Annotated in this window: 17 protein-coding genes; all 17 read right to left on the reverse strand. The window is 42.2% G+C overall.

Translation table 11 applies throughout. The annotated features are described in order from the left end of the window. Positions 1 to 64: 64 nt before the first annotated feature. Positions 65 to 3,034: a beta strand repeat-containing protein gene (locus tag ACUTSU_RS00070; RefSeq protein ID WP_445650090.1), complete on the reverse strand. Its 2,970-nt coding sequence runs from the start codon at positions 3,032 to 3,034 to the stop codon at positions 65 to 67. A 638-nt stretch (positions 3,035 to 3,672) separates the two neighbouring features. Continuing rightward, on the reverse strand, positions 3,673 to 4,743 hold the full coding sequence (locus tag ACUTSU_RS00075; RefSeq protein WP_445653592.1) for an acyltransferase family protein: 1,071 nt from the start codon (positions 4,741 to 4,743) through the stop codon (positions 3,673 to 3,675). A gap of 102 nt (positions 4,744 to 4,845) precedes the next feature. Further along, a complete protein-coding gene (locus ACUTSU_RS00080; RefSeq protein ID WP_445650088.1) occupies positions 4,846 to 6,192 on the reverse strand; it encodes a cellulase family glycosylhydrolase in 1,347 nt (448 codons plus the stop codon). 82 nt (positions 6,193 to 6,274) lie between these two features. Further along, entirely contained in the window at positions 6,275 to 7,669 is a 1,395-nt protein-coding gene (wcaJ, locus tag ACUTSU_RS00085; RefSeq protein WP_445650087.1) for an undecaprenyl-phosphate glucose phosphotransferase, read from the reverse strand. Positions 7,670 to 7,791: 122 nt separating this feature from the next. Then, positions 7,792 to 9,165 (reverse strand): phosphomannomutase CpsG, encoded by a 1,374-nt coding sequence (cpsG, locus tag ACUTSU_RS00090; protein ID WP_445650086.1) that lies wholly within the window; start codon positions 9,163 to 9,165, stop codon positions 7,792 to 7,794. 60 nt (positions 9,166 to 9,225) lie between these two features. Continuing rightward, positions 9,226 to 10,641, reverse strand: a complete 1,416-nt coding sequence (locus tag ACUTSU_RS00095) for a mannose-1-phosphate guanylyltransferase/mannose-6-phosphate isomerase (protein WP_445650085.1) — start codon at positions 10,639 to 10,641, stop codon at positions 9,226 to 9,228. 15 nt (positions 10,642 to 10,656) lie between these two features. After that, complete coding sequence (locus ACUTSU_RS00100) at positions 10,657 to 11,814, reverse strand: glycosyltransferase family 4 protein (protein ID WP_445653593.1); 1,158 nt, start codon at positions 11,812 to 11,814, stop codon at positions 10,657 to 10,659. 43 nt (positions 11,815 to 11,857) lie between these two features. Then, a complete protein-coding gene (locus tag ACUTSU_RS00105) occupies positions 11,858 to 12,871 on the reverse strand; it encodes a hypothetical protein (protein WP_445650083.1) in 1,014 nt (337 codons plus the stop codon). A gap of 24 nt (positions 12,872 to 12,895) precedes the next feature. Next, on the reverse strand, positions 12,896 to 13,687 hold the full coding sequence (locus ACUTSU_RS00110) for a polysaccharide pyruvyl transferase family protein (RefSeq protein WP_445650082.1): 792 nt from the start codon (positions 13,685 to 13,687) through the stop codon (positions 12,896 to 12,898). Continuing rightward, positions 13,659 to 14,960, reverse strand: a complete 1,302-nt coding sequence (locus tag ACUTSU_RS00115) for a flippase (protein WP_445653594.1) — start codon at positions 14,958 to 14,960, stop codon at positions 13,659 to 13,661. The genes ACUTSU_RS00110 and ACUTSU_RS00115 overlap by 29 nt, the downstream gene beginning before the upstream one ends. A gap of 83 nt (positions 14,961 to 15,043) precedes the next feature. Beyond that, a complete protein-coding gene (locus ACUTSU_RS00120) occupies positions 15,044 to 16,102 on the reverse strand; it encodes a glycosyltransferase family 4 protein (RefSeq protein ID WP_445653595.1) in 1,059 nt (352 codons plus the stop codon). A 37-nt stretch (positions 16,103 to 16,139) separates the two neighbouring features. After that, positions 16,140 to 17,387, reverse strand: a complete 1,248-nt coding sequence (locus ACUTSU_RS00125; RefSeq protein WP_445653596.1) for a hypothetical protein — start codon at positions 17,385 to 17,387, stop codon at positions 16,140 to 16,142. Positions 17,388 to 17,463: 76 nt separating this feature from the next. Continuing rightward, a complete protein-coding gene (locus ACUTSU_RS00130) occupies positions 17,464 to 18,600 on the reverse strand; it encodes a glycosyltransferase family 4 protein (RefSeq protein ID WP_445650078.1) in 1,137 nt (378 codons plus the stop codon). Between the two features lie 105 nt (positions 18,601 to 18,705). After that, positions 18,706 to 20,883 carry a tyrosine-protein kinase Wzc gene (gene wzc / locus ACUTSU_RS00135; protein ID WP_445650077.1) on the reverse strand — a complete coding sequence of 726 codons (2,178 nt, stop codon included), beginning with the start codon at positions 20,881 to 20,883 and terminating at the stop codon, positions 18,706 to 18,708. 12 nt (positions 20,884 to 20,895) lie between these two features. Continuing rightward, positions 20,896 to 21,330 (reverse strand): arsenate reductase/protein-tyrosine-phosphatase family protein, encoded by a 435-nt coding sequence (locus tag ACUTSU_RS00140; protein ID WP_445650076.1) that lies wholly within the window; start codon positions 21,328 to 21,330, stop codon positions 20,896 to 20,898. Positions 21,331 to 21,341: 11 nt separating this feature from the next. Then, the gene (locus ACUTSU_RS00145; protein WP_445650075.1) at positions 21,342 to 22,478 is read right to left on the reverse strand and encodes a polysaccharide export protein; all 1,137 of its coding nucleotides are present in this window, start codon (positions 22,476 to 22,478) and stop codon (positions 21,342 to 21,344) included. Between the two features lie 450 nt (positions 22,479 to 22,928). After that, a complete protein-coding gene (locus ACUTSU_RS00150) occupies positions 22,929 to 23,822 on the reverse strand; it encodes a UTP--glucose-1-phosphate uridylyltransferase (protein ID WP_445650074.1) in 894 nt (297 codons plus the stop codon). Positions 23,823 to 23,843 lie beyond the last annotated feature (21 nt).

Here is a 23,843-nt window from a genome sequence, read left to right on the forward strand (position 1 = left end):
CCCCCCCCGTATTATTTAATAACTAACAGTGTTCATGGAAACTATTTCTCTACTGAGTATACACTCACGCGTAATGCAGAGTATCCAACAGTTGCTGATGGTTTTGCCCAGTCAGGTAAACCACGCTGTCGCTGGTATCCAGTGTGTGGTTATTGTTGTTATCAATAATCACATAAGAACTGTCATTATTACCTGTCCCACCGAACACCACAGACGCTACGCCCACTTTCGCGGTCAATGAGTTGCTGTTGTCCAGGCCGAGGATACCGCCCAACAGACCGATAACGCCGTTGGTCAGGCCGCCAACCAGAGTCCCCAACAGAGCATCCAGGGTATCGGAGGCACGGGTGCCGTAATCTGCTACCGCAGTACCGCTGGTGTCACCAGAAATTGTTAAGGCAGAAGCTGCGTCAACAATCTTGTCTTTGGTACTATCAAAGTCGGTAATGGTGACACCGGCTTGAGTAGTACTGGACTTCAGATCATAGGTGTTCACGCCGTTGCCGCCGGCCAAGGTAGTGTTACCCAGAACGCTGAAACTGTCAGCAGCGCCGGTACCTTCTACATTCAATTGATAACCATTCAGACCCAGAGCTGTCAGTACCGGTGCCAACAACCCCGTTGTTACTACACTCAACGGCAGAATGTTCAGCAACTGGACAATAATACCGTCACCGGTACCGGCATGGCTGGAATCCAAATTCAGGCCGGCAGTATTAGCCGTTGCGTTAATATCACGCACGTTGCTAAAACCACTGCCCACAGTCAGATCCAGGACATGATCACCAGTGATGGCAATGTTCTGAACCTGCGCGTTAGTCCCGGTCAGTGACAAAATATTGTCAAAGTTACCAGTACCGCCAGACGCAATGTTCAGCGTGCTCAGCACGGTTGGCAACAATACACTGCTGCTGCTGTTCAGTGCCAGGGAGCCGGCATTCACATCGGTTGAGCTAACGGCATCGAAAGTGACGTTAAAGTGGTTAGTGGCATTCTGCAGGAAAGTAATTTCCACGCTGCTCGCCGCCGTCGCATTACCGGTCACTTCCAACTGCGCGGAGTTACCGCCGGCAGCATTAATCACCTTCACTGCTTCAGCCAAACCAGACAACACAAAACCTTGTGAGCCAATGTTGGAGGTGGCAGCCTGAACGACGTTGTTGGTCAAACCGGTAGTGCTGGATTCAGAAACTGCATTACCGGTTAACAAACCAAAGTCAAAGGTGTGGTTTGCGGCTGTGGAACCAGTGTTAACCGTTGCTTTGCCGATGTAGCCAGCCAGGTCAATTTTCTCAAAATTGGTGAACTGCGAAGCATTGCTGGTAATCGTCGCGGTGCGGACAACCGCGTTACCTGACATCACCACGTTTTTGGTAATAAAGTTGGCGGAAATGGTATCAACGCCATCGCCGCCGTTGCCAGAAATGCCAGCGCCGACGGTGTTGGCACCGCCAACTGCCGCATTACCCAACCATTTCAGTGAGTCGTTACCTGCTCCCAGATTAAAATCACCAGTAGCAGTAGCAACAGCTGCCGTAGCGGTGACCAGGACATCATCAGCCCCTGAACTGGCATTCAGAATAACGTTACCGTTATTCACAGTGATATCAACACCCGGGTTAACACCGTTGTCAGACAGGTTGACCGTTGCCGCGCTGGTACCGTTAATGGTCAGATTCGCCAGATGATCGGCAAACTTCAGGTTAACAACACTGGCTGCGTTAGCGGCAAGCTGAACATCGGTCAACACTGCAGTTTCTGCATTGCTGATCTGGTGCGATGCGCCTGTATTCACAGTGCCGGTAGCATTACCGCCAGCTGCTGTGGCCGTCAGTGAGGCTGCAGTTTTGTACAGCAGGCTGGTACCGATATCAAATTCAAAACCGTGCTGCTGGGTTACTGTCGCGGCATCAGTCGCCGTAGAGGTACGCAGATCGTTGATAATCGCTTGAGTGATTAATGACTTATCGCTTCCAAGAGCACTATATGTTGCCAACTGTCCAGCTGTCGCCGCGACACCATGCACCGCACTGAAAACATGCTGAATGAAGTCATCGCCAGTCAGTTGACCGCCTTTGCGTTGGAACTCTGCAGAACCAACCAACTTGCCAATCAAAGTGCTGTAGGAGGTACCGGCAGCCATTTGTTTGCTCCAGGTATCCAGACCCGAAGCATCAACACCACGTTCGGCAACTCCCAGATAAACTGCGGCTACCTGCTCCTGATACGACAACCCAGGAAGATGCCCTGCCTGGTAGACGGTTGTAGCGCTGTTAAAGTGCTGCTGAGCGGTTTGATCCCCAGCACCAACAGTACCTCTCAAGGCTTGGATAATATCTACCAACACGTCAGCACGAGTAGCGCCGCCCTGCAACAGAGAAAGATAACTTGAAGCTTCCGCAGACGTAGGTGCACGTTCATAACCAAATTGGAACAGACGAGCGATAAACGCGTCATCAGTCAGCGAGGTTAGATAAGAACGACCACTGATGTTCGCCGCTGCTGCCTGAGTCAGGGTCATACCAGCATTGATTTTAGCCCCGAAATAGTTCACCGCATCAGCAGTGGCAGTAGAACCAACCACATACAAAATTGCCTGGATATCCGATGCCCCTTGCCCTAAAGCGCTGGTCGCCGTTGAAGGGTACAGTAACGTATCGATTTTATTTTCAAATGCGGCTTGCTGAGACAGCAACGTCGAATCACTGCCAGAATAATTAAGTAAATCATTGACTACATTAGATACCGCAGAGCTCAAACTGTTAGCTGCCAGATAATCTGTCAGTTGCTGCTCTGTAGCCGCGGCACCATGCTCACGGGTATAAATAATTTGCAAAATTTCCGAGTCAGTTTTACCGCCGTACAGTGCGGCCCCTGACGAAGAGCTAATAAACGCTTGTGCTAGCTGCGCAGGCGTTTTAGCACCAGTTTGAAGCTGTTGCCCATAAGTATCGATCTCGGTCAAAGATGGAGTACGCCCCAATACCGAGTAAAAGATAGCCGCTGCCTGATGCTGAGATGCTAAAGAAGCCATAAAAAACTCCTAACCTAAGTAAAATTAAGGTAAAAAATAGATCCCATACAGCTCTTGAATACCAGTAATGCTAACTTAGCTACTGACTTAAAAGAGGTTTGGGCTTGCACATAGACTCAACACTGAATTAATAGCAATGAAATTAAACTTATTTAAATAACTCCTTTAAGCGCCCATAGTTATAAAATGAGTAAAGTAGCTGAAAGCAGGTTCTGTCAAGACAAGACATGAGATTATTATTACTTCGAATAAAAACATCGGTATAGGCGTTAACATTATGGTAAGCAAGGATTTTTAACATTACTAAAAGACGTCAATAAAAACTCACATATTCAATATATGAATAATTGGCGATACTGTTAACAACTCAATGCCAGCACAAAAACCATGTAAACAAGAAGGGTTTATTGACGAGGACAACACGAAGTAGCTGACGGCTCAAGAAAAAGTAAATGGATCGAGTGGAAAATTTTTCGACTCAACAAATTATTTAGCATTAAAAACAGCAATAACGTATTGAAAAAAATATAAAAACCTGAAAATCGGCAAAAAAAAAAGCACCATCGTAAAGAGATACGAAGGTGCTTTTGATATTATCATCTACTTCAACTATCCAGAACACTTCACAACGAATGGAATCAAAGCTGTGCTACTTTAACCATACTAGACTTTACACGACGCCCAAGATTGATAGAAGGCTGCTCGATAAATCTATACACCAGATATGACGCAGGCAGCGTCAGAAGAACTCCGATGCTTCCTAGCAGATACCGACTGAAGTTAGAAAAATCAGCAGTGAAATGTTCGTAAATTATCAACAAACTTGGATGAATAAGATAAACTGAGTAACTGATCACCCCCATCCAAACCATAAACTTGTTATGGATCCTAAAACGAGTCGTAAGAGCGATAAAAAGTAACATGCTAAGATAATATGTCACTGTATAACGCATTGTATGACCAGGTTCTATTCCATAAGAAAAGAAACTCACTATTGGAATAACACAGACATAAATAGCGATATAGTATGTAGCCAGTTTTTTAGCGATGAAATCACCATCAAGCAGATATGATCGCCATAAGCCACCAAACATCATCAATGACAGAGCCAAAGGCAAGGCAACAGGAAACTCTTCATCCAGCTTGCGTCTGGCAATGGCTAACGCCAGGGCGATAACCAGCATTACAAGGGAAGATATGAAGTTAAACCTGACTTTATTGAGCAGGCCCAAAATGAATGAACATACGCACATGAAATAAAAAACCAGTTCGATAAAGAGAGTCCAATAAACACCCACAATATCTTTCACACGAAATGCAGTTTGGAACATCGTAATATTGGCAAAGATCTGATGCCATGGGAATTGCATACCCAAAGCGTAAGACACAACCAAATATAATAACAAAGAAAACCAATAACCTGGATAAAGTCTAAAAAATCGTGAGATAAAGAATGCCTGCACCCCACCATTTTCACGTCTAAAACTAAAAGGTATGATAAATCCGCTGATAATAAAAAATAACACAACACCTATTTTCCCGAGATCAAAAACATGGGAAAAAATAAATTTATCGTATCCGTAGATAGGCACCAGAAAATGAGCAATAACGACGCTAATTGCCGCAATTCCTCTTATCGAGTCAACATAATCCAGACGAGTGGGATTTTTATTATCAGCGGTGGGTTGCAATTTCTCAACGACCTGCATAGAAACCACCTGATTGAGAGTAAAGTGCTTCTCGGTCATATTTAAAAAAACAATAAAATAGAATGAAGAACAAAATAGTAACACCTAATTCAAAAATAAATGTCAACGAGTTGGCACAGCTATAGGCTTATCAGACAAGACCAATACTGGAGTATCGCCCTGTAATGTTACGTTCTGATTATTCATCTCAACGAGAGGATTTACATCAGGCTTCGCTGATGACTGCCCTGTTACACTACTCATTAAAGATCTCAAGCCATTTGGTTGCTCCGAAGGTTGCGCGACCTTGGACTTCTGCCAAGACAACATCGCATACTGATTACCTTGCCCCTTAAGCGCAATGCTAATCACCCCATCAGCAGATACCTTATAATCACTCACGCTATAATCGCGCGCAACTTTGGCGATTTTTTCATAAGCCAATGCCGCCGCTTTCGGTTTCTCCTTTCTGTCCAACAAACCAAATCGGTGTTCATTTATTTTTGGATTATCGCCGTCGTCAATAAGATCGTACCACCACACCCCTTTGATGTAGGGGCGCGATTTTGCCAACATAGTGTATTTTACGATATATTGAGCGGCAGCGGCATTACTCAAACCACCAGGTCCATTATATGTTGGAACCCCCATTTCAGTAATATATAAAGGAACTGTTTTTTTGGAGAATGCTCTTACTCTGGCTTCAAACTTATCAATGCCGGCAAGATTATCCTCGGGGTTTCTCAACGCCATATCTTCATTACGATACGAATAAGGATGCAGTGATATAGCATCGATATCATTCAGTATCCCTAATTCCATTAACTTATCAAACCAGCTAATGCCCCGTTGCCCCAAAGGGTTAAGAGAACCTGCCATCACAATCGCATCGGGGTCAGCCCGTTTAATAGCAGCCGATGTTTTCTTCACTAATTGTGCAAAAACCTCAGGAGGAGGAACCCCTGTTTTCTTCTTCAGCCCAGTCCCCACAGTCCATTCATTCCAAACCTCATAGTACTTTACTTTTCCCTTGAAGCGTTTGGCAGTCCAATAAGCATAGTTGGCAAACCCATCGATGGCTTCAGGAGTGGTTGGATAATCAGGAACATTATAAGCGGCATTGCCATATGCAAGAATAAGTAAAGAATTCAATCCATATTTGGAAACGCCTTGCTGGAATGCATCATCTTCCTTGATAAGAGGCCCGACAACTTTAAAATCGCCAGATGTCCTTTCAACCATTCCCCACAGGAAGCCAGTGCGAAATGACGTAAACCCATAATCTTTAATAAGGGTAAGATAATTATCTGTCGGCTTAGGGTAGTTCCGCAAATGAACATTCACCCCAATCTCAAAAGCATTCGCACCTTGATAGGATCCCAACAGCATGATACCTGCGGCTGCCAATGCTTTAACCATCCTGGTATAACGGCCAGAATGACAATGACCTGTGTTTGGCTGAAATATCAACTTAACCTCCTGAATAAAAAAGTACTACTCATGAGTTTTAAAAAAATGAGGAGCCAGGCATTGATGTATATCCATCAGAAAACTAATAGGCTGTTTTACTGATAAACCCTTTAAATATTGTCAGAAAAACAATTTTCACGTCTAACCAAACACTCCAGTTACGGATATAATCAAGGTCAAACTCAACCCGTTTTTCCATTTTATCTAATGTATCCGTCTCGCCACGCCAACCATTTATCTGAGCCCAACCGGTAATTCCAGGTTTCATTTTGTGACGGAGCATATAACCTGTAATTAACTTGCGATATTGTTCATTATGCGCAACGGCATGAGGACGAGGCCCAACAATTGACATATCCCCTTTCAGTACGTTAATAAATTGAGGTAACTCATCTAAAGATGTACGACGAAGGAAAGCACCGACAGGCGTAATCCTGACATCCCCTTTTGTTGCCTGAATGACCTTATCGCCATTCTCCATAACCTTCATTGAACGGAACTTCCATACTTCGATTGCTTTCCCGTCCATGCCATATCGACGTTGTTTGAAAATCACGGGGCCATGAGAAGTGAACTTCACCATAGCAGAAATAAGCAATAAAACAGGGGAAATGAACAGAAGAATAAATATTGAAAGGACAATATCCTCTACACGTTTAATGACCTGATTAACACCGCTCATAGGTGTATCAAATAATGATACCACCGGCACACCATTTATTTCCTCTGAGCGTGATTGCAAAATATTAAAAGTGAAAATATCAGGAATCAACATTACCGAGCAGGTAGTATCTGAAAGCTCAGAAACCGTATCTTTTATTAATTTCTCTTGCTCCATCGACATAGCGATATAAATGCGGTCAATACGCCCACATTTTGCATCTTCAATCAATTGTGCCAGATTACCGCGTCGTTCAAGCATAGCGCTCAATGGTTCTTCGCTATCATCATAAATGCCCAGAACGCGAAATCCCATCCAGTGCGCATCACGTAACGTTTCCGCCAAACGAATCCCTACCGGCATTGACCCCATAATAGCTACATTGCGAGTGTTAAACCCCAAATTACGCATATAGCCTAGCATCAGCCGGATAGTACTACGTGTTATCACCAAACCACAGCAGACTAACAAGTACCACTGGATATAAACGATATATTCGTTACTAAAATCGTTAACAAAAGCAACAGCACCGGAGGTCAACAATAAGCTTATCGTCCAGTTTTGCAAAATCAGCTGAATTTCTAATCCTGCACGAACACCGCGCCAAGAACGATAAAAATCAGTAATACCACCTATCATCTGGAAAATAACAATTGAAGTTAACACCATAACCCAGTGTTGCATTGAGAATCGGGTACCAGACATAAGGCAGGATAAGTAAAGCCCGCAGAAAACGATAAAAATATCTGAAAATCGTTGCAACATTGATGTCAGGGATGCATTGGTATGAAAACTCCCACGACGGAAACCATTCATTGATAACGACCTATTCACTATCATAGTATAGATGCCTTTTGTAAGTTTTCTCTGCAAACTATATTCCTATAAAACCTGGGTAGTTCATGACCCAGGCTTTCAATATAGCGTAATTACAAAGTTTAACTGCGTAGTAAGGCAAGGATCTCTTCTGTTTTCTGCTTCATCAATAATGGGTTTGCCCGCGATTCAACGTTGAGGCGTACCACTGGCTCGGTATTGGAACTGCGAAGATTAAAACGCCAGTCTGCAAACTCTAGGCTGATACCATCGGTTTGATCGAACAATAAGGCATCAGGTTGATAACGCTCCAATACTTTTTTGATCGCCGATTGAGGGTCTTGTAACTGGCTGTTGATCTCCCCAGAAGCAGGATATGCAGACATACGATCTTCAACCAGTTGCCCAAGTGTCAAATTTTTGAGGCAAACAAGCTCTGCAACCAGTAACCACGGGATCATCCCGCTGTCACAGTAAGAGAACTCACGGAAATAGTGATGGGCACTCATTTCCCCACCATAAACCGCATCTTCTTTACGCATGCGTTCCTTGATAAAGGCATGGCCAGTTTTTGACATTACTGGCACCCCACCACTAGCGGCAACTACATCAATAGTGTTCCAACTCAAACGTGGGTCGTGAATGATTTTAGCACCGGCTTCTTTTTCCAGGAACGCGGCAGCCAATAGGCCTACAATATAATAGCCCTCAATGAACCCCCCGTTCTCATCGAACAGGAAGCAGCGATCGAAATCACCATCGAACGCGATCCCCATATCTGCTTTATGCTTACGTACAGCTTGTGCTGTATCTTCCCGACATTCAGGCAGTAGAGGATTTGGGATACCATTTGGGAAGTTACCATCGGGCAGGTGATGTACCTTGATAAATTCGACAGGAACATTCAAGTTTTTAAACCGTGTCTCAATAGCATCAATCACATGCCCTGCAGCACCGTTGCCGGAATTGATAACAAGTTTTAGCGGTTTCAGATTTTTAATGTCAACGTAGCCAAGCAAATGCTCAACATAAGCTTCTTCAATAGATATTTGTTGATAAGTACCGCGAGTGCCAGGGGCAACCGGAGAAAAACGGTTCTCTTCAGCCAGTTTCTGAATATCGCGCAATCCAGTATCACCACTGATAGGTTTCGCCTGGCTACTCACCAGTTTCATCCCATTATAATCCATCGGATTATGGCTAGCAGTAACTTCGATTCCGCCATCAATACCTAAATGAAAAGTAGCGAAATAAATCTCCTCAGTACCGCTTAGCCCGATATCAAGCACATTAACGCCAGCGTCACGCAGGCCATCTGCAAGTGCAAGTTTCAACTCCTCGCTGGTTAAACGCACATCGCCGCCAACTACAACTTCATTCGGCTTTAAAAATTCGCCATATGCACGACCGATACGATAGGCAATATCTGCGTTCAGCTCTTCGCCTAATCGACCACGAATGTCGTATGCTTTAAAACAGGTTAAAGTTTGAGCCATCTGAAAATCCTTACCAAAGATGTTACACATTTATGTTCTAATAATTGAAACGTAAAGCAATTAATCGTACTTTCCATTATTATCAAATCGAACAATATCATCTTCGCTCAAATAGGAACCCGATTGGATTTCAATGAGGTCCAACGCAATTTTCCCTGGATTTTCCAAAGAGTGTTCGACGCCTAATGGAATGTAAATAGATTCGTTTTCACCCACGAATTGAACAGTACCGTTCTTGAACACTTTCGCCGTTCCAGAAACGACGACCCAGTGTTCGGAGCGATGATGATGCATTTGCAGAGATAACTTCTCACCAGGTTTGACCGTTATTTTCCGTACCTGGAAACGATCCCCCTGCGCAATTGCATCGTGTTTACCCCAAGGACGATATACTTCACGATGTTGTTTACTTTCAGGACGTTTGTTACGTTTCAGATAATTTACAATCTCCTTAACGTCCTGCACTTTATCCTTATTAGCGATCAATACAGCATCTTTGGTCTCAACCACCACCAGATTATCAACACCTACGGTCGCCACTAATTTGTGTTCTGCCCTGATATAGTTATTTGAGCAGTCATGCTGTATGACATCACCGAAATTAGTGTTACCTGCCTGATCTTTTTCACTAATTTCCCATAGTGCTGACCATGAGCCAACATCGCTCCAACCAGCATCCAGGGGTACTACAACCGCATCTGCCGTTTGCTCCATAACCGCATAGTCAATAGACTCGTCCGGACAAGCGATAAAGGCTTCGCGGTCAACACGAACAAAATCCAGGTCCGGAGAAGTATGCTGTAACGCCTGACGGCAAGCAGCAAGAATATCTGGACGATATTTATTTAACTCTTCAAGATAACGACTGGCTTTAAATAGGAACATACCGCTGTTCCACAAATAGTCTCCGCTTTTAATATATTCCTGTGCTGTAGCCAGATTGGGTTTTTCTACAAAGCGTGACACCTGGCAAGTTACCGAACCGTCAATGCTTTCACCCTTATGGATGTAACCATAGCCAGTTTCTGGGCCAGTAGGGACAATACCAAAAGTAGCCAGATTGCCCTTATCAGCATATGGAACTGCCTGAAGAACAGCATCACGGAACGTCTTCTCATCTTGAATAACATGATCTGCAGCTAGAACCAACAGCAGAGGATCCTCTCCATTACCAGTTGCTTGCAGAGCAGCTAACGCAATCGCAGGAGCTGTATTACGGCCTACTGGCTCCAGTATAATGTTGTGCGATAAGCGAGTAATTTGACGCAGTTGTTCAGCAACAATGAAACGGTGTTCTTCGTTACAAATAACGAGAGGATTGGATATATCTAAGCCATCCAGACGATTCACCGTTGTTTGCAGCATAGAAAACTCGCTACATAGCGTTAAAAATTGTTTAGGGAATAATTCTCTGGAAAGAGGCCATAAACGGCTTCCGGTACCGCCAGCCATAATAACAGGATAAATATTACTCATGATAAATCTCACCGATCAGTATTTTATGGTTTTGGCCGTATTAAACTCATGCCATTTGACATTTATATATTCAGCCAATTCGGCCCGAAAACGCTCTGCAGAGAACTTGCATGCCTGCGTACGGCAATCAACGGGGCTGATTTCGTCTTGAATTTTTTCAAATTGCTGCACTGCAGCCACCAAAGAGGGGACACTTTGTTCAAAGAAGAAAATACCCGTTGGGTTATCTACTCCATATGGGCGAACGGTTTCCAACGCCCCTCCTTTACCAAAGGTGATTACCGGTGTTCCACATGCCTGAGCCTCTACCGGCGTGATGCCAAAATCTTCTTCCGCGGCAAAAACAAAGGCCTTGGCCCTCGACATATGATCCTGCAACACTTCATTACTTTGATAGCCCAGGATCTCAACATTCTTCCCAGCTTTAGACTTGATCTTGGCCATCTCAGAGCCATCACCAATCACGATGAGTTTCTTATCAGGCATAGTGCTAAATGCCTCAACGATAAGATCCATACGTTTATAGGGAACCATACGGGAAGCCGTGAAGTAGAAATCATCTTTATTTTCATTCAATAAGAATCGGTCAACATCAACCGGAGGGTAAATCACATCGGCTTCTCGCCCATAAACCTTTTTGATTCGGCGAGCGATAAAATGTGAATTTGCAATGAAGTGGTCAACCCCATTAGCGGTGCGGTAGTCCCACATCCGAATTTTGTGCAACAACCACTTTGCCAACTTGCCTTTTATCCCCTTCATAAGGTTTGCTTCACGAAGGTACTGATGTTGTAAATCCCAAGCATAACGAATTGGTGAATGTACGTAACTAATGTGTAATTGATCTGGCCCAGTCAAGACACCTTTCGCTACAGCATGACTGCTCGACAAAACAACGTCATGGGAAGAAACATCCAGTTGCTCTATAGCTAAAGGCATCAGCGGCAAATATTTCTGATAGCTGGTTTTAGCATTAGGCAAGTTTTGTATAAAGGTAGTATTTGCATGCTTGTTGTGAATCTGCTTCCTGGCGGCATCAGATAAGAAATCGACTACAGAATAAAGAGTGGATTCTGGGTATATATCAATAAATTCTTTTATTACGCGCTCTGCGCCAGCATAGGTTACTAGCCAATCAGCTACAACACCTACATTCAATCTATGTTCAGGCATACCCTCTCCCAGCATATTCTAAAATAAAGAGCCACAATAAATATTAAATTAATGATTTGATCTTTTCAGTGATAACAAGCTGACCAAAGTTATCTTTAATTAATTCAATAACATCATGATCAAATTCCTTCACTGGAGGCAACAAACTAATTTTCTCATGTAGGTCATCGATATCCTTGAAACAAACAACCACATTGTCGCCGAAAATATTGTTAGCCCAACGAAGGAAGTCAGTTTCCACACAAATGATCCGACTTTTTACAGATAATGCATAGAAAAAGCTTCCGCTGACAATCATATCTGGATCTGCATGACAAATAATTAATCCTTGTGATGATGAAATCAATTTCTCTGCAGTAGCATCATCAATATAACCCGCAAGGATTGATATATTATCTGACGAAATGCTTTTTAATTTCTCAACATAACTTTCATCATCATAGCTTCCAGCAATGATTAATTTTTTTTCCAAGGGGAAATTTGTAATTAACTCTTCCAGCTTTTTATATTTATTGATCCGCCCAAAGAATACAAAACTCTCCTTCTTATCATCACTCAATAACTCTCTTTTTATAAATTCATTATCGGTTTTATACAAAGGATGGGGTATATAATGCATCCCAGCAGTGGCCGCCACCGGTGAATGGACTACGCCCACTCCAGATATTTTCATTAAAATATCAGCATAACGCTTTGCACGAAGGCTATCTTCAACCTGAGTTCCGTGAGGATATAAATTATGGCGAACATAAATAACTTTTTTCGCCACAATCTTGAAGAGTAATATTTTCAGGATTGCCTTTATCATCAAGGAATTTCTTACCTTGCCTTGATTATCGATAATACCAGAATCAAGCCAGTTGATAAAAATCACATCATGTCTACAAAATTCAAGTTTAGTGAAGCGCTTAACAATGCTTTTGAATGAAACGCCCTCCACTTCACCAAATTGAGAAAGGATATGTTTAAATCTATTACTGTAATCATTGGTTCCAGTGTTTTCCGGATAATATGCTATCTTCATTTCACAACCAAATTTATTTAGCCCCGCCAACATAGTCTATCGACGGGTGCGAATTGATTACCAGAGATCGTAAGGGAATGCTTTGAAAAGGCGTTTAGAAACTGTCGGCATATCAATGGGCTCTGCTGGAGTCAATGACAAAGCCTCTTCAATCGTAGAAGCAATGGGATATTCTTTTCTTCCCGTACCAAAATAGTAATCATCATACTTGAATTTGGATTCGCCGCTGTTACCATCAAGGAAAATCGCAGGGATTCCGTACGCCTCAGCAATAATAACACCATGCAAAGAGCTGGAAATTACAAATTTACTATTCACAATAGCCTGTGTGAAGGCCAATGCACCCTGCCGCGGTGAACAGAGGATATCTGCGTACTTATCATATTTTTTAAAATCCTCATTCATATGAGGGATAATGATCATTTCACGCTTTAATGATTCATCAGTCAGAAGCTCTTTACTGAAAAAAGTAGGCAATAACAATGCTGGATCGCCATACACCTCAGGAACCGAGATGCCACGCTTTTGCAATAGTTCACGGGTTAGTGGTCCACGTACAGCACGCACATCAAGATTGCTGAACTTCATTTGCTCGTGGCTGATCTTCCCATTAATCCCGGTACCCCAAATGCAATCACCCGTATTGGCAAAATGCATAACAGAACCAATGGAAAGCAATTTGTTCTTTGCATTACTCTTATCGAGGATACCTTTATCTTTAAGAGTCAACATTTGCTCAACAATGACTTTTGCCAAATGGTCACCAGCATTATGGATACCATCCTTCGGCTCCCACCAAAAAACCCGCGTTCTTAATTTGTCATTTTTTGAAAATTTTAGCTTTAACATTAAAAATTAATTCCTGATAGGTATTTAGTTTTAAAAGGTCTATTAAAACCTTAAGCTTAATATTTGCATTTTTCCGTGTTTGAGGTGTCACCCATTCGATAATAAAAGCAACACAACTGTAGCTGATAATAACGGAAAATGCGGCGCCAGTAGCGCCATAACTTTTTATAAAGAAATAGTTAAGAAAGATACTCAAAAGCAGACCAAACGCGTTTCGTATAATAGCAAAGCGTTCGAGTTTAAATATACTGTAATATAAGCCACTGAGGTTGACGATAACTAATATTGGCAATGAAAGCATCAATACAGCAAAAACAGGAACTGATGCACTGAACTCTTTACCAAGCAAAAATGGAATTAACCACGGAGCGGAAAATGCTAGTAGCAAACTGATAGGAATACTGGCAAGCAGACCGTACAGATAAAGGTTCTCAAGGTACTTTTCTTTGTCTAAGGACTGACTTTTACTGATGTAAGGAAGAAAAACCCCAGCCAACAACGAAGGTATGGTGAGAAGTTGCTCTACTAATTTATATGCGCCCGCATAAATACCCACACTAGCCGTACCAGCCAAAAGTGATAACATAAATTGGTCAGTTCGCATATTTAACTGAACAATAACTACTGATATCCAGAAAAACAGTGAGCGACTGAACAGATGCTTTCTGATAACTGAACGGTAAAGCCGACTTCTCACTCTAGTAATTTTCATTTTGTGCTTGCGGGTAGCAAATACGCAAAGCAAGTTAATAATGAGATTACTGAATGCATATGTCAGCATAATATAAATTAAATTGTTCTCACCTACAAAACAGAGAAAAATTCGCAATAATGCCATAAGGAGAGAAACAGTAACTCTGATTTTCACCAGAGTTGCATTCTTTAAATTCGCTTCAAAATGATAGGTGAATATCTCAAATGGTGAAGCTACAAATGCCAATAAAAGTGCATAAAATTTTATATCATAATTACTGATATACAAATATAAGAAAGCAACAATAAAAAAGAAAAGAGAGCTCGCAAGCTTTATATTAAAAGCTTGATTAAATATTAATGCTTCACGGCTTGGAGACTTTAGTGATGAATAGACCCTACGAATCCCAAACTCAGATACTGTAACCGCCAGTAAATAATAAAGTTGAAAAATAGCGAGCTTACCAAAATCCTCAACGCCCAGGTAACGGATAACAATGACATTAGAAAGCAAAAGAATAAATGTCGTTGCGAATTTTTCCGTAACCAAATAGAATATATTTTTAACGAGATTACTCATTTTTCACACAACCATTGAGAAAAATTTCAAATGCGTTAGGAAAAATTAATTATTTCCAAGAGCCCAATTAGTTTGAAACATCATTACAACTTATTGATAATATCATCTAATCTTTTAGCCGATTCATGCCAAGAATAGTTTGGGATATTATTGTATCCGGCAATCTTTAATTCATCTCGCAATTTTTCATCATGAACAATCTTATCGAGAGCATTGACCATGTCTTTATGGTTATAAGGATCAAAATACAAGGCACTTTCCGCCAACACTTCAGGTAATGAAGCCTGGTTTGATGATACAACCGGACAACCACAAGCCTGCGCCTCAAGCGGAGGTATACCGAATCCTTCATAAAATGAAGGGAATACAAATGCCAGAGCACTTTGATAAATACTGACTAACTCTTCATCAGTAACACGGCCTAAAAACTCAACATTTTTCATGTCAATTTCGCCGTTAGCAGAAAAGTCAATGCCAGAGAAATTCTTATTCTTGCCACCAATAATCTTCAGTTTGATATCAGAGTTTTTTGATATGACAGAGAAAGCAGCTAATAGCCCATGAAAATTCTTATGATAATTTGGGGACGAAACCGATAATAAAAATGGTTCATCTACAACTTGTCTTTCTGTTTCTCTGCGAGTAAATATTTCTGATACTGCGTTAGAGATCACAAAAGTTTTTTGAGTATCATAATTATAAGCATTTGTGATTTCTTTTTTGGAGAACTCGCTCACAGTCAATAATGCACGACTATTCTTCAGCATTACCGGAATTAGCAGGTTATACATTAACCTGAATTTCCGCGAATAACTTTCTGGAAATTTTTTATAGGTAATATCATGATGTGTAACAATTTTGTTTTTATACCATAATGGCGCTGTATTCCCAAGATTGACGAGCAAGGGACTTCCATTATTTTTTAAGAAAACAGGAAGATCACGCTGTTCCCACTGGTGCCCCGCTCTATTACCGATGACTTTAACATTAAGTAGATCAGCAATTTTTTTATTTTTAATATCACCAGGAGAAATAAAGACAATATCATCTCTAATTTCTTGCAATGCTAAGCTGATTTGCTCTGCAAAACGTTGTACACCAGTAAGTTCCTGAGTAAGAAATCTTGCGTTAATAAAAACCATAAATACCTCAATGACGATGCCATTTTACAATATAAACTTAACGTATCTTCTCGTGGAGTTGTTTGGCATCAGCCACTTTATAAAACTCATCCTGCCGGAAGGACAGAAGCAATGTAGAAATGATTATTGAGAAAATATAACCTGGATAGTTTGTAATTGGATTGTTATATACGAAATTAATCGAAATCGAGATCATCCAATAGAGAAATACTCCTGGGAAAAAGTATCCTCGACATACCTTCATATATAATCTGAGTAAAATTATTGAAGAGGCTAATAAGAAAATAAATATCCCCACGCCGCCATAATTCGAAAGCAAGAAAATATAAATACTATCAAGTGGTATTGCAGCTATATCTCCGGTTGCGGCGTTGCCATTAAGACCATAGCCGGCGCCACTCAATATAGAATATGTATCGCTATGCCTAACCTCTTCTATTAATAGAATCCTTGCCAATATACTTTGTTCTGCATAGTTATTGTCACTAGAATAAAGTGATTTATATACACCCAAATCCGTCATGGTGGTATAAAAGAATGTCAGCAAAACTATACAAACCATCGCCACACTTGCCAAACTTAATTTCAGCGGCAAGAAACGACGGATGAAAAGATAACCAAAATAGATAACAGCCATAATCATGGCCGTTTTAGATGTAGAACATACAATACCGGCAGTGACAATAATAATATACTTAAATCTATGCTTGTTGCTCACAAATGGGCTTAATATCAGACCGAAGAACAAAAATTCAGCTAATGTAAAAGGCCCACTAAAAAGCCCAATGGCTCTGAAAAAGCCACTGGCAGAACGCAAAATCAAACCGTTATCTTTGCCTACCTGTGTAAATTGTAGACCTGGATTTACCCCAGCAACAGCATAAAGCACACCGGAAAATAAACTTTCCAAAATAGCGAAGATTGCATTGATAACTGTGACGACAATATAAAATTTGATTATTTTAAATAGCAACTGCATCCGATGTTCGCGTTCTAAACAAACAAGGAAAGCACCTACCAGTAATGCACTATAGGTAAATAGTTCAAAACGGAATTGAGTGACAATGTTACCCATTTTAAAATTATTATTGAGTATAGATATCAATACATAACTCAAAGATAGCATTACCATCCCAATAAATAACAACAGATAGTTGCGGAAACCAGGACCTAATCTAGCCTTGTTAGCCACCAGGTATAGAAGTAAAAAAGCCGGTAATATCAGCGAGTAAATATCTTTATAGATTAATAAAAAACGCGTCGTATTATGGGCAACAATGTTCAATACTCCACTGATCGAGAGAACCATCAGGTATGTAATAACGAAGTAGTCGACGATTTTTTTTGATGATAATCCCATATTAGTTTTTATAAACCTCTTTATAATCAGCAGCCAACTGCCCTACATCAAAAGGGTTCACATCAAGTGCTTCAACATGGTGATTCTTTAGTGTTCTTAACTTCTCTAGTGTAAACTCATTCAGCTCATAGATATTTTCATAATATTCAGCCACTTCCGCTACGCCGCCAGCGTAGGAGGTAAAGACATGCTTTCCTGCAGAGGCAGTTTCAGCAACAACACGGCCAAAGGGCTCATTCCACATTGTCGGTAAATAAACCATATCGATTTTTGCTAAAAATGATTCAACCGGTACAAAACCGAGTAAATGGACACCAGCACGTTCCGCCTTTTCTTTTAAGTGTTCACCCTCAATCGAGGAGGCCAAACGCCCGGCAGCAAAAAACTCAACTTCATTGGGTATCGTCATTTCCTGCGCTTTATCACAGAAGGCACTGAATCCTTTATCTTCAGTTAAACGACCAATAAATCCAACACGAATGACTGTAGATGTTTCATTATCAACAGTTATATTTTTAATTGGATTATAAACATGCTGATGAGCTGCGTTCTGTGCAAAGCCATTATCACGGTGTAGCGCTGATATATATTTACTGATACCAACAAACTTATCTATATTTTTGCTTTTTGATTTTTTTATGATAGATGCTAGTTTTATTTTTGTAGACTTTAAATCCATATTCTTTCCAGATTGGAATAAAGTACAGTTGTGATGCAATAAGTAATAATCGCGGGCAGTATGAACCAGTTTAACATTCTTATTTTTGACAGCATCCCAGATTGCAACTGAAAAACCGCTAATATTATTGGTGTGAACAATGTCGGGGTTAAACTCATCCAGCTCTTGCTCAAAAATTTTCCCCATCATCGGGTTAAAGTTGTCAATTAAGTGCCAGAGAATCTTTTTAACTCTCCCTTTTTGTACATTATTGAACGGCCAATACAAATTTTTTAGCGGGAGGTAAACTACTTCTACACCGTTCAATTCCGTTTGCTTTCTGGTTTTTTCATCATGGAGACAAACAACGCGAACTCTATCCCCTTTAGAAACCAGCTCCTCAGCCAAAAGTTGTACTGACACTTCCGCACCGCCAACTTTAAAAGGTGCATATAATGTATTAACAATTAATATATTCATAATAGCCGGTTTTTTTCAGGCATTGCTGCTCTGTAATATTAAGCTGTTCGGATAGAAGCGAGGTTATAAACTGTTTATAACCTCTTTTAGATAGTAGTTACAGGCTTATGCGTCTTTACTGCCAGACTTGTACTCGTACTGATAGTAACCGTAGCTACCGTAATAACTGCTGGCACGACGTTCAACGGCGTTGAGAATTATACCTTTGATTTCGATCCCATTCTGATCGAACCGGCGTACGCTGATCTCAATTTCTTTGACGGTATTCATACCAAAACGTGCAATCATCAGTGCGGTACCTACATGATGACCGATAATCGCAGCATCTGTTACAGCAAGAATCGGCGGTGTATCGATTAATACCAGATCATAGTTCTTGTTCGCCCACTCTACCAATTCAGTAAAACGACTGTGCATCAGCAATTCTGATGGGTTAGGTGGGATCTGACCACGTGGAATAAAGTCCATTCCGCCAATCTGCGTCGGACGGACAGCATTACTGGCATCAATCTTTCCTGAAAGTATATCCGAGAGCCCATTTTGCCAACTGGTATCAAGCAAACTATGTGAATAGCCCTTACGCATATCAGCATCAATAACCAACACTCGTTGACCTGCCTGAGCGATCACTGCCGCCAGGTTGATACTAACAAAAGTTTTACCGATATTTGGGCTAGCTCCAGAAATCATCAATACGTTGTTTTTTGCTTCCATCATCGCAAAATGCAAGCTGGTGCGTAGGCTTCGTACTGCCTCAATTGCCAAGTCAGCCGGATTACCGACAGCGAGTAAAGAATTCGCTCGCGCATTAGATTTTCGGTGACTACGTAATAATACTTCCCGGTCTTTCTTCTGTTGCCACTCGGACAACGGAATGCTGGCGTAAACATTGATGCCACGTTGTTCCAGCTCATCTGGATTTTCGATACCATGATGCAGCATAGTTTTAAGCATCACGATACCCACAGAAAGCATCCCGCCCAAGACTACACAAATAAGTACAATCAAGGTCTTACGAGGTTGAACTGGTTTTGGCTGAGTGACTGCTGGATCAACAATGCGCACATTACCTACGGTACTGGCCTTGGTGATGCTCAACTCCTGCTGTTTGTTCAGCAGTTGCATATAAATTTCTTTGCCAGCATCAACATCACGGGTCAGGCGCAAGATTTCTTGCTGAGTTTTTGGCATCACACTAATGCGTTTGTTGATCTTTTCACGCTCACCTTCCAGTGTTCCGCGTTTTTCCATCAACGCACGGTAAGCCGGGTGCTCTTTGGTGTAAAGCTTCGAAATTTCGGCTTCTTTGAAGGTCAACTCATTTAATTGGGACTCGACTGAAACTACAGTATCCAGCATGGATTTAGCTTCAAGGGACAGATCAACAGAGTCATTATCCTGGCGGAACTTATTCAGCCTATCTTCAGCAACCTCCAGTGAACCTTTGACCTGTGGCAATTGTTCTTTCAAGAAATCGAGGCTCTTGGCAGCTTCTTCCGATTTTCGCTCAACGTTCTGCAGCAAATAGTTTTTTGAGATGCTATCGAGCGTTTTGCCTACTAATTCTGGGTCGTTACCAAGTAAGGTTAATGCCAGAACACCGGTATCCTTCCCTTTATCTTCAACGGTCAAAGCAGAAAGAATACTGTTGATGGTCATCAAATCGCTACGTTGCGAAACGCTAAAAACTGTGCCTGGTTCAGCATCAATTTCACTGACCAGCATAGTGACGCCTTTCTGTTTGACCAACTCACCCGTTTTTCCTTTAAGGAGCTCATCGCCATCCACAATCAAAACGAAGCTGTTTTTGTCAAAAACTTCTAATTCAATGTCTTTTTCATTCCAGCCATGTGGAATAGACAGACGCGACAGTGCAATCCTACCCGGCTCATTCCCCGTCAAACGATTCCAGCCTTGGCCGAAAAGAGGAAAATACTTTTGTTCAACTACCGTGTTCAAATTCAGATCTTTAACCGTCTTTCCCAGAACCATACGGGATTTGATTAGCTCTATTTCGGCAGCTGAACCAGGTTGACCTGACGGTAGCATTTCGGAAAGGTTATTGAGGATTGAGTTCCCTGAACTTTGTTCAACCTGGACTAATGCATCAGATTGATAAACCGGTGTTGCGAAAAGAGAATAGACAATGCCGATAACGGCAAATAATGTCGTAACCCCTATAATTAGCCAACGGTGGTCTAATAAAGTCCCCAGTAGCCGACCCAAATCAATCTCATCATTACTTGCGCCCGCAGTGGGACCCAATTTGCTATTATCAATCATTGTCATCTCTGGTTAACGATTTAATGCTTTTGCCCATTTCTGCGCAGCTTCCGCCAGAAGGTTGTAAACGAACTCAAACGCTTCGTGGCTCTTCTTGTATGGATCTGGAACTTCTGTCTGACCTAACCAATGGGCAAAAAGCATCGTTTTCCCCCTAACTTCAGGAGCTAAGCGGCACACCGCTTCAATATGATTTTTTTCCATTACCAGTATCAATGAATAATCACGACACATTTCCTTGGTTAGTTGCTGCGCAACATGGTTGTCCAAAGAAAGACCATTTGCTTCTGCCACCGTCACAGCAGCGTCATCTGCCGCTTTTCCAACCAGGGCACCGATACCAGCAGAAGCAATTTTTTTATGCGGCAATTGTTGTTTCAAAAGCCGCTCCCCCGTTGGAGAGCGGCAAATATTGCCCACACATACGACCAAAACAGAATCGAACATGACGTATTCCTCTATGGCCAATTACGAATACGTAAAACACCTTCGGTCAGGTTGTTGAAACCGTCGATAGTTGGTACTAACTGAGATACCAAGCGATTCCAACGGGCAACCGGAGCGGCGGTGACATAAACAATGTCATAGGGTTGCAGCTGGAACTCAGTCCCCATCACCATCGCCGTCGCATCCGACATGTCCAACTGATAGATACTAGCCAACTTCTTGCCCTGTGTGCCATGCAGAGGACGAATAACAAATATCCCCGTAGCATCGGCGCTGGTTTGAGAAACACCTTGGGTAGTGCCTAATGCTTCCGTCAATGTCATACCGCTGCGATCCATTTTGAGCGTCGCTGGGGTTTTAACTTCCCCCATCACAAACACTTTCAGATCGTCGTTACGGGGAATATAAAGAATATCGCCCGGATAAAGCAGACGGTTTTGAGTGAGATCGCCATTTTGCATCAGTTTCTGCAACGACAGACTCTGCTCTTTACCATTGTGGGTAAGGACAATATTGCGCCAGTCTGCATTTTCCGTCAGACCCCCAGCGGCATTGATAGCGTCCATCACGGTCAAAGGTACGTTGGTGATGGCCTGCTGACCTGATTTGGCAACTTCTCCGGTCACATAGGCTTTCTGAGAGCGGAAAGCTGCAATATTCACGTCAACCTGTGGACTTTCGATGTACTGGGCCAATCGGGAGGCTATCTGATCGCGAATTTGGGTAACTGTTTTACCCACCACATTCACTTTCCCGATGTAAGGATAGAAAATAGTACCATCAGAATGCACCCAGTTACCGGTGTCACTGGCGCTACGATATTGGCCTGCCGGTGTGGTTAACTCTGGGTGATCCCAAACGGTGACGTTGAGCACATCACCCACTCCGATCCGATATTCATAAGTTAGCAGCGAGGCATCCAGCGGACCATTAGGCTGAGCAACCACTCTTGCCGGGCGGAGAGAATCTAACAATTTGGGTGTCATCGGATAGATATTGACTAACTGATCAATATCAAAATCAGCATCCTCTTGTTTTACAAAATCTTTACCGCTAGTGGAAAGGTGGGTTCCTGGGAACACTGTACAACCACTGATTACGCTGATTGATATTAACAGCGATATCATTTTCAATTGTCGTTTTGCCATCAAATTATCATCACTTTCAAAGTAAATGTATCTGCAAAGCTACAATGCTAGCCGACCATGGCCGCGTCTCTGTAACCTTACCAAAATGCCTCGGTTTATGTTCCCGTCTTTTAACGGAAGAGAACCTGCTGCAATAAACCTGCAACGTTTGTCTGCTGTTGATGAATACAAAGATATTATTATTAACGATGTAAAGTATTCAGCTTTTGCCGACACTGATGACTTCCTACAGCCACGTACGATAATTACCCTAAAAAACAGAATGTTGCTGTGTTTTGCAACCTGATTTACAAAGAGAAACCGCGAAGGCCAAAGGGTAAGACAGCCTGTAATAGAATGTATACTAATATAAAAAATGAAACAGTGAAATTACCTAAGATTCAATGGGTGCGGCAAATTGCCCTGGCAGCCTCTAAAATCGCTGCCAGGCAAAAAAACACCGCATCGATCCTAAAGTGACAATTTTTCTGCCCACTCACGGAACGCCTTACCCTGGCTAGGGTGACGCAAACCATAAGTAACAAATGCACGCAGATAACCCAGTTTTTCACCGCAGTTAAACGACTCACCAACTAGCTCGGTAGCTTCCACCGGTTGCTGTTTCAATAGTTCAGCAATGGCATCCGTCAATTGTATGCGGCCCCACGCACCCGGCTCTATTTTTTCAAGAATAGGCCAGATATCTTCTGAGAGAACATAACGCCCTACCGCTGAATAGTTGGACTTCAACTGAACCTCACGACCTGGTTTTTCAATAATAGAGGTCATAAGAGAGCTCTCACCGGGCTGAAGTTTATTGGCTTCACATTCAACTACCGAGTAATCATACAAAACATGCTCATCAGCAGCCTGAACCAACACCTGGCTCAAACCCGTCTGTTCGAAGCGAGCAATCATATGCGGCAAGTTGTCTTTCTTCAGGTCGGCTTTGGCGTCGTCAAGCAACACATCCGGCAACAGAACGACAAAAGGTGAGTCCCCTACCAGCGGCTTGGCACAAAGCACCGCATGCCCCAAACCTTTTGGTTGCCCCTGGCGAATATGCATTAGCGTTACGCCTTTAGGGCAAATAGATTGCACTTCATCAAGCAACTGGCGCTTAACGCGCGCTTCAAGCATCGCTTCCAACTCGAAGGAGGTATCAAAATGGTTTTCGATTGCATTCTTGGATGAATGCGTCACCAGGATGATCTCTTTGATCCCTGCTGCAACGCACTCATTAACAATGTATTGAATCAACGGCTTATCAACGATCGGCAACATTTCCTTTGGAATAGCCTTGGTTGCAGGCAGCATACGCATACCCAGACCTGCAACGGGAATGACAGCTTTTAACTTGGTCATGGTAATCCTCTTGATATCTTA

This window comes from Serratia sp. NA_13, assembly GCF_052691735.1.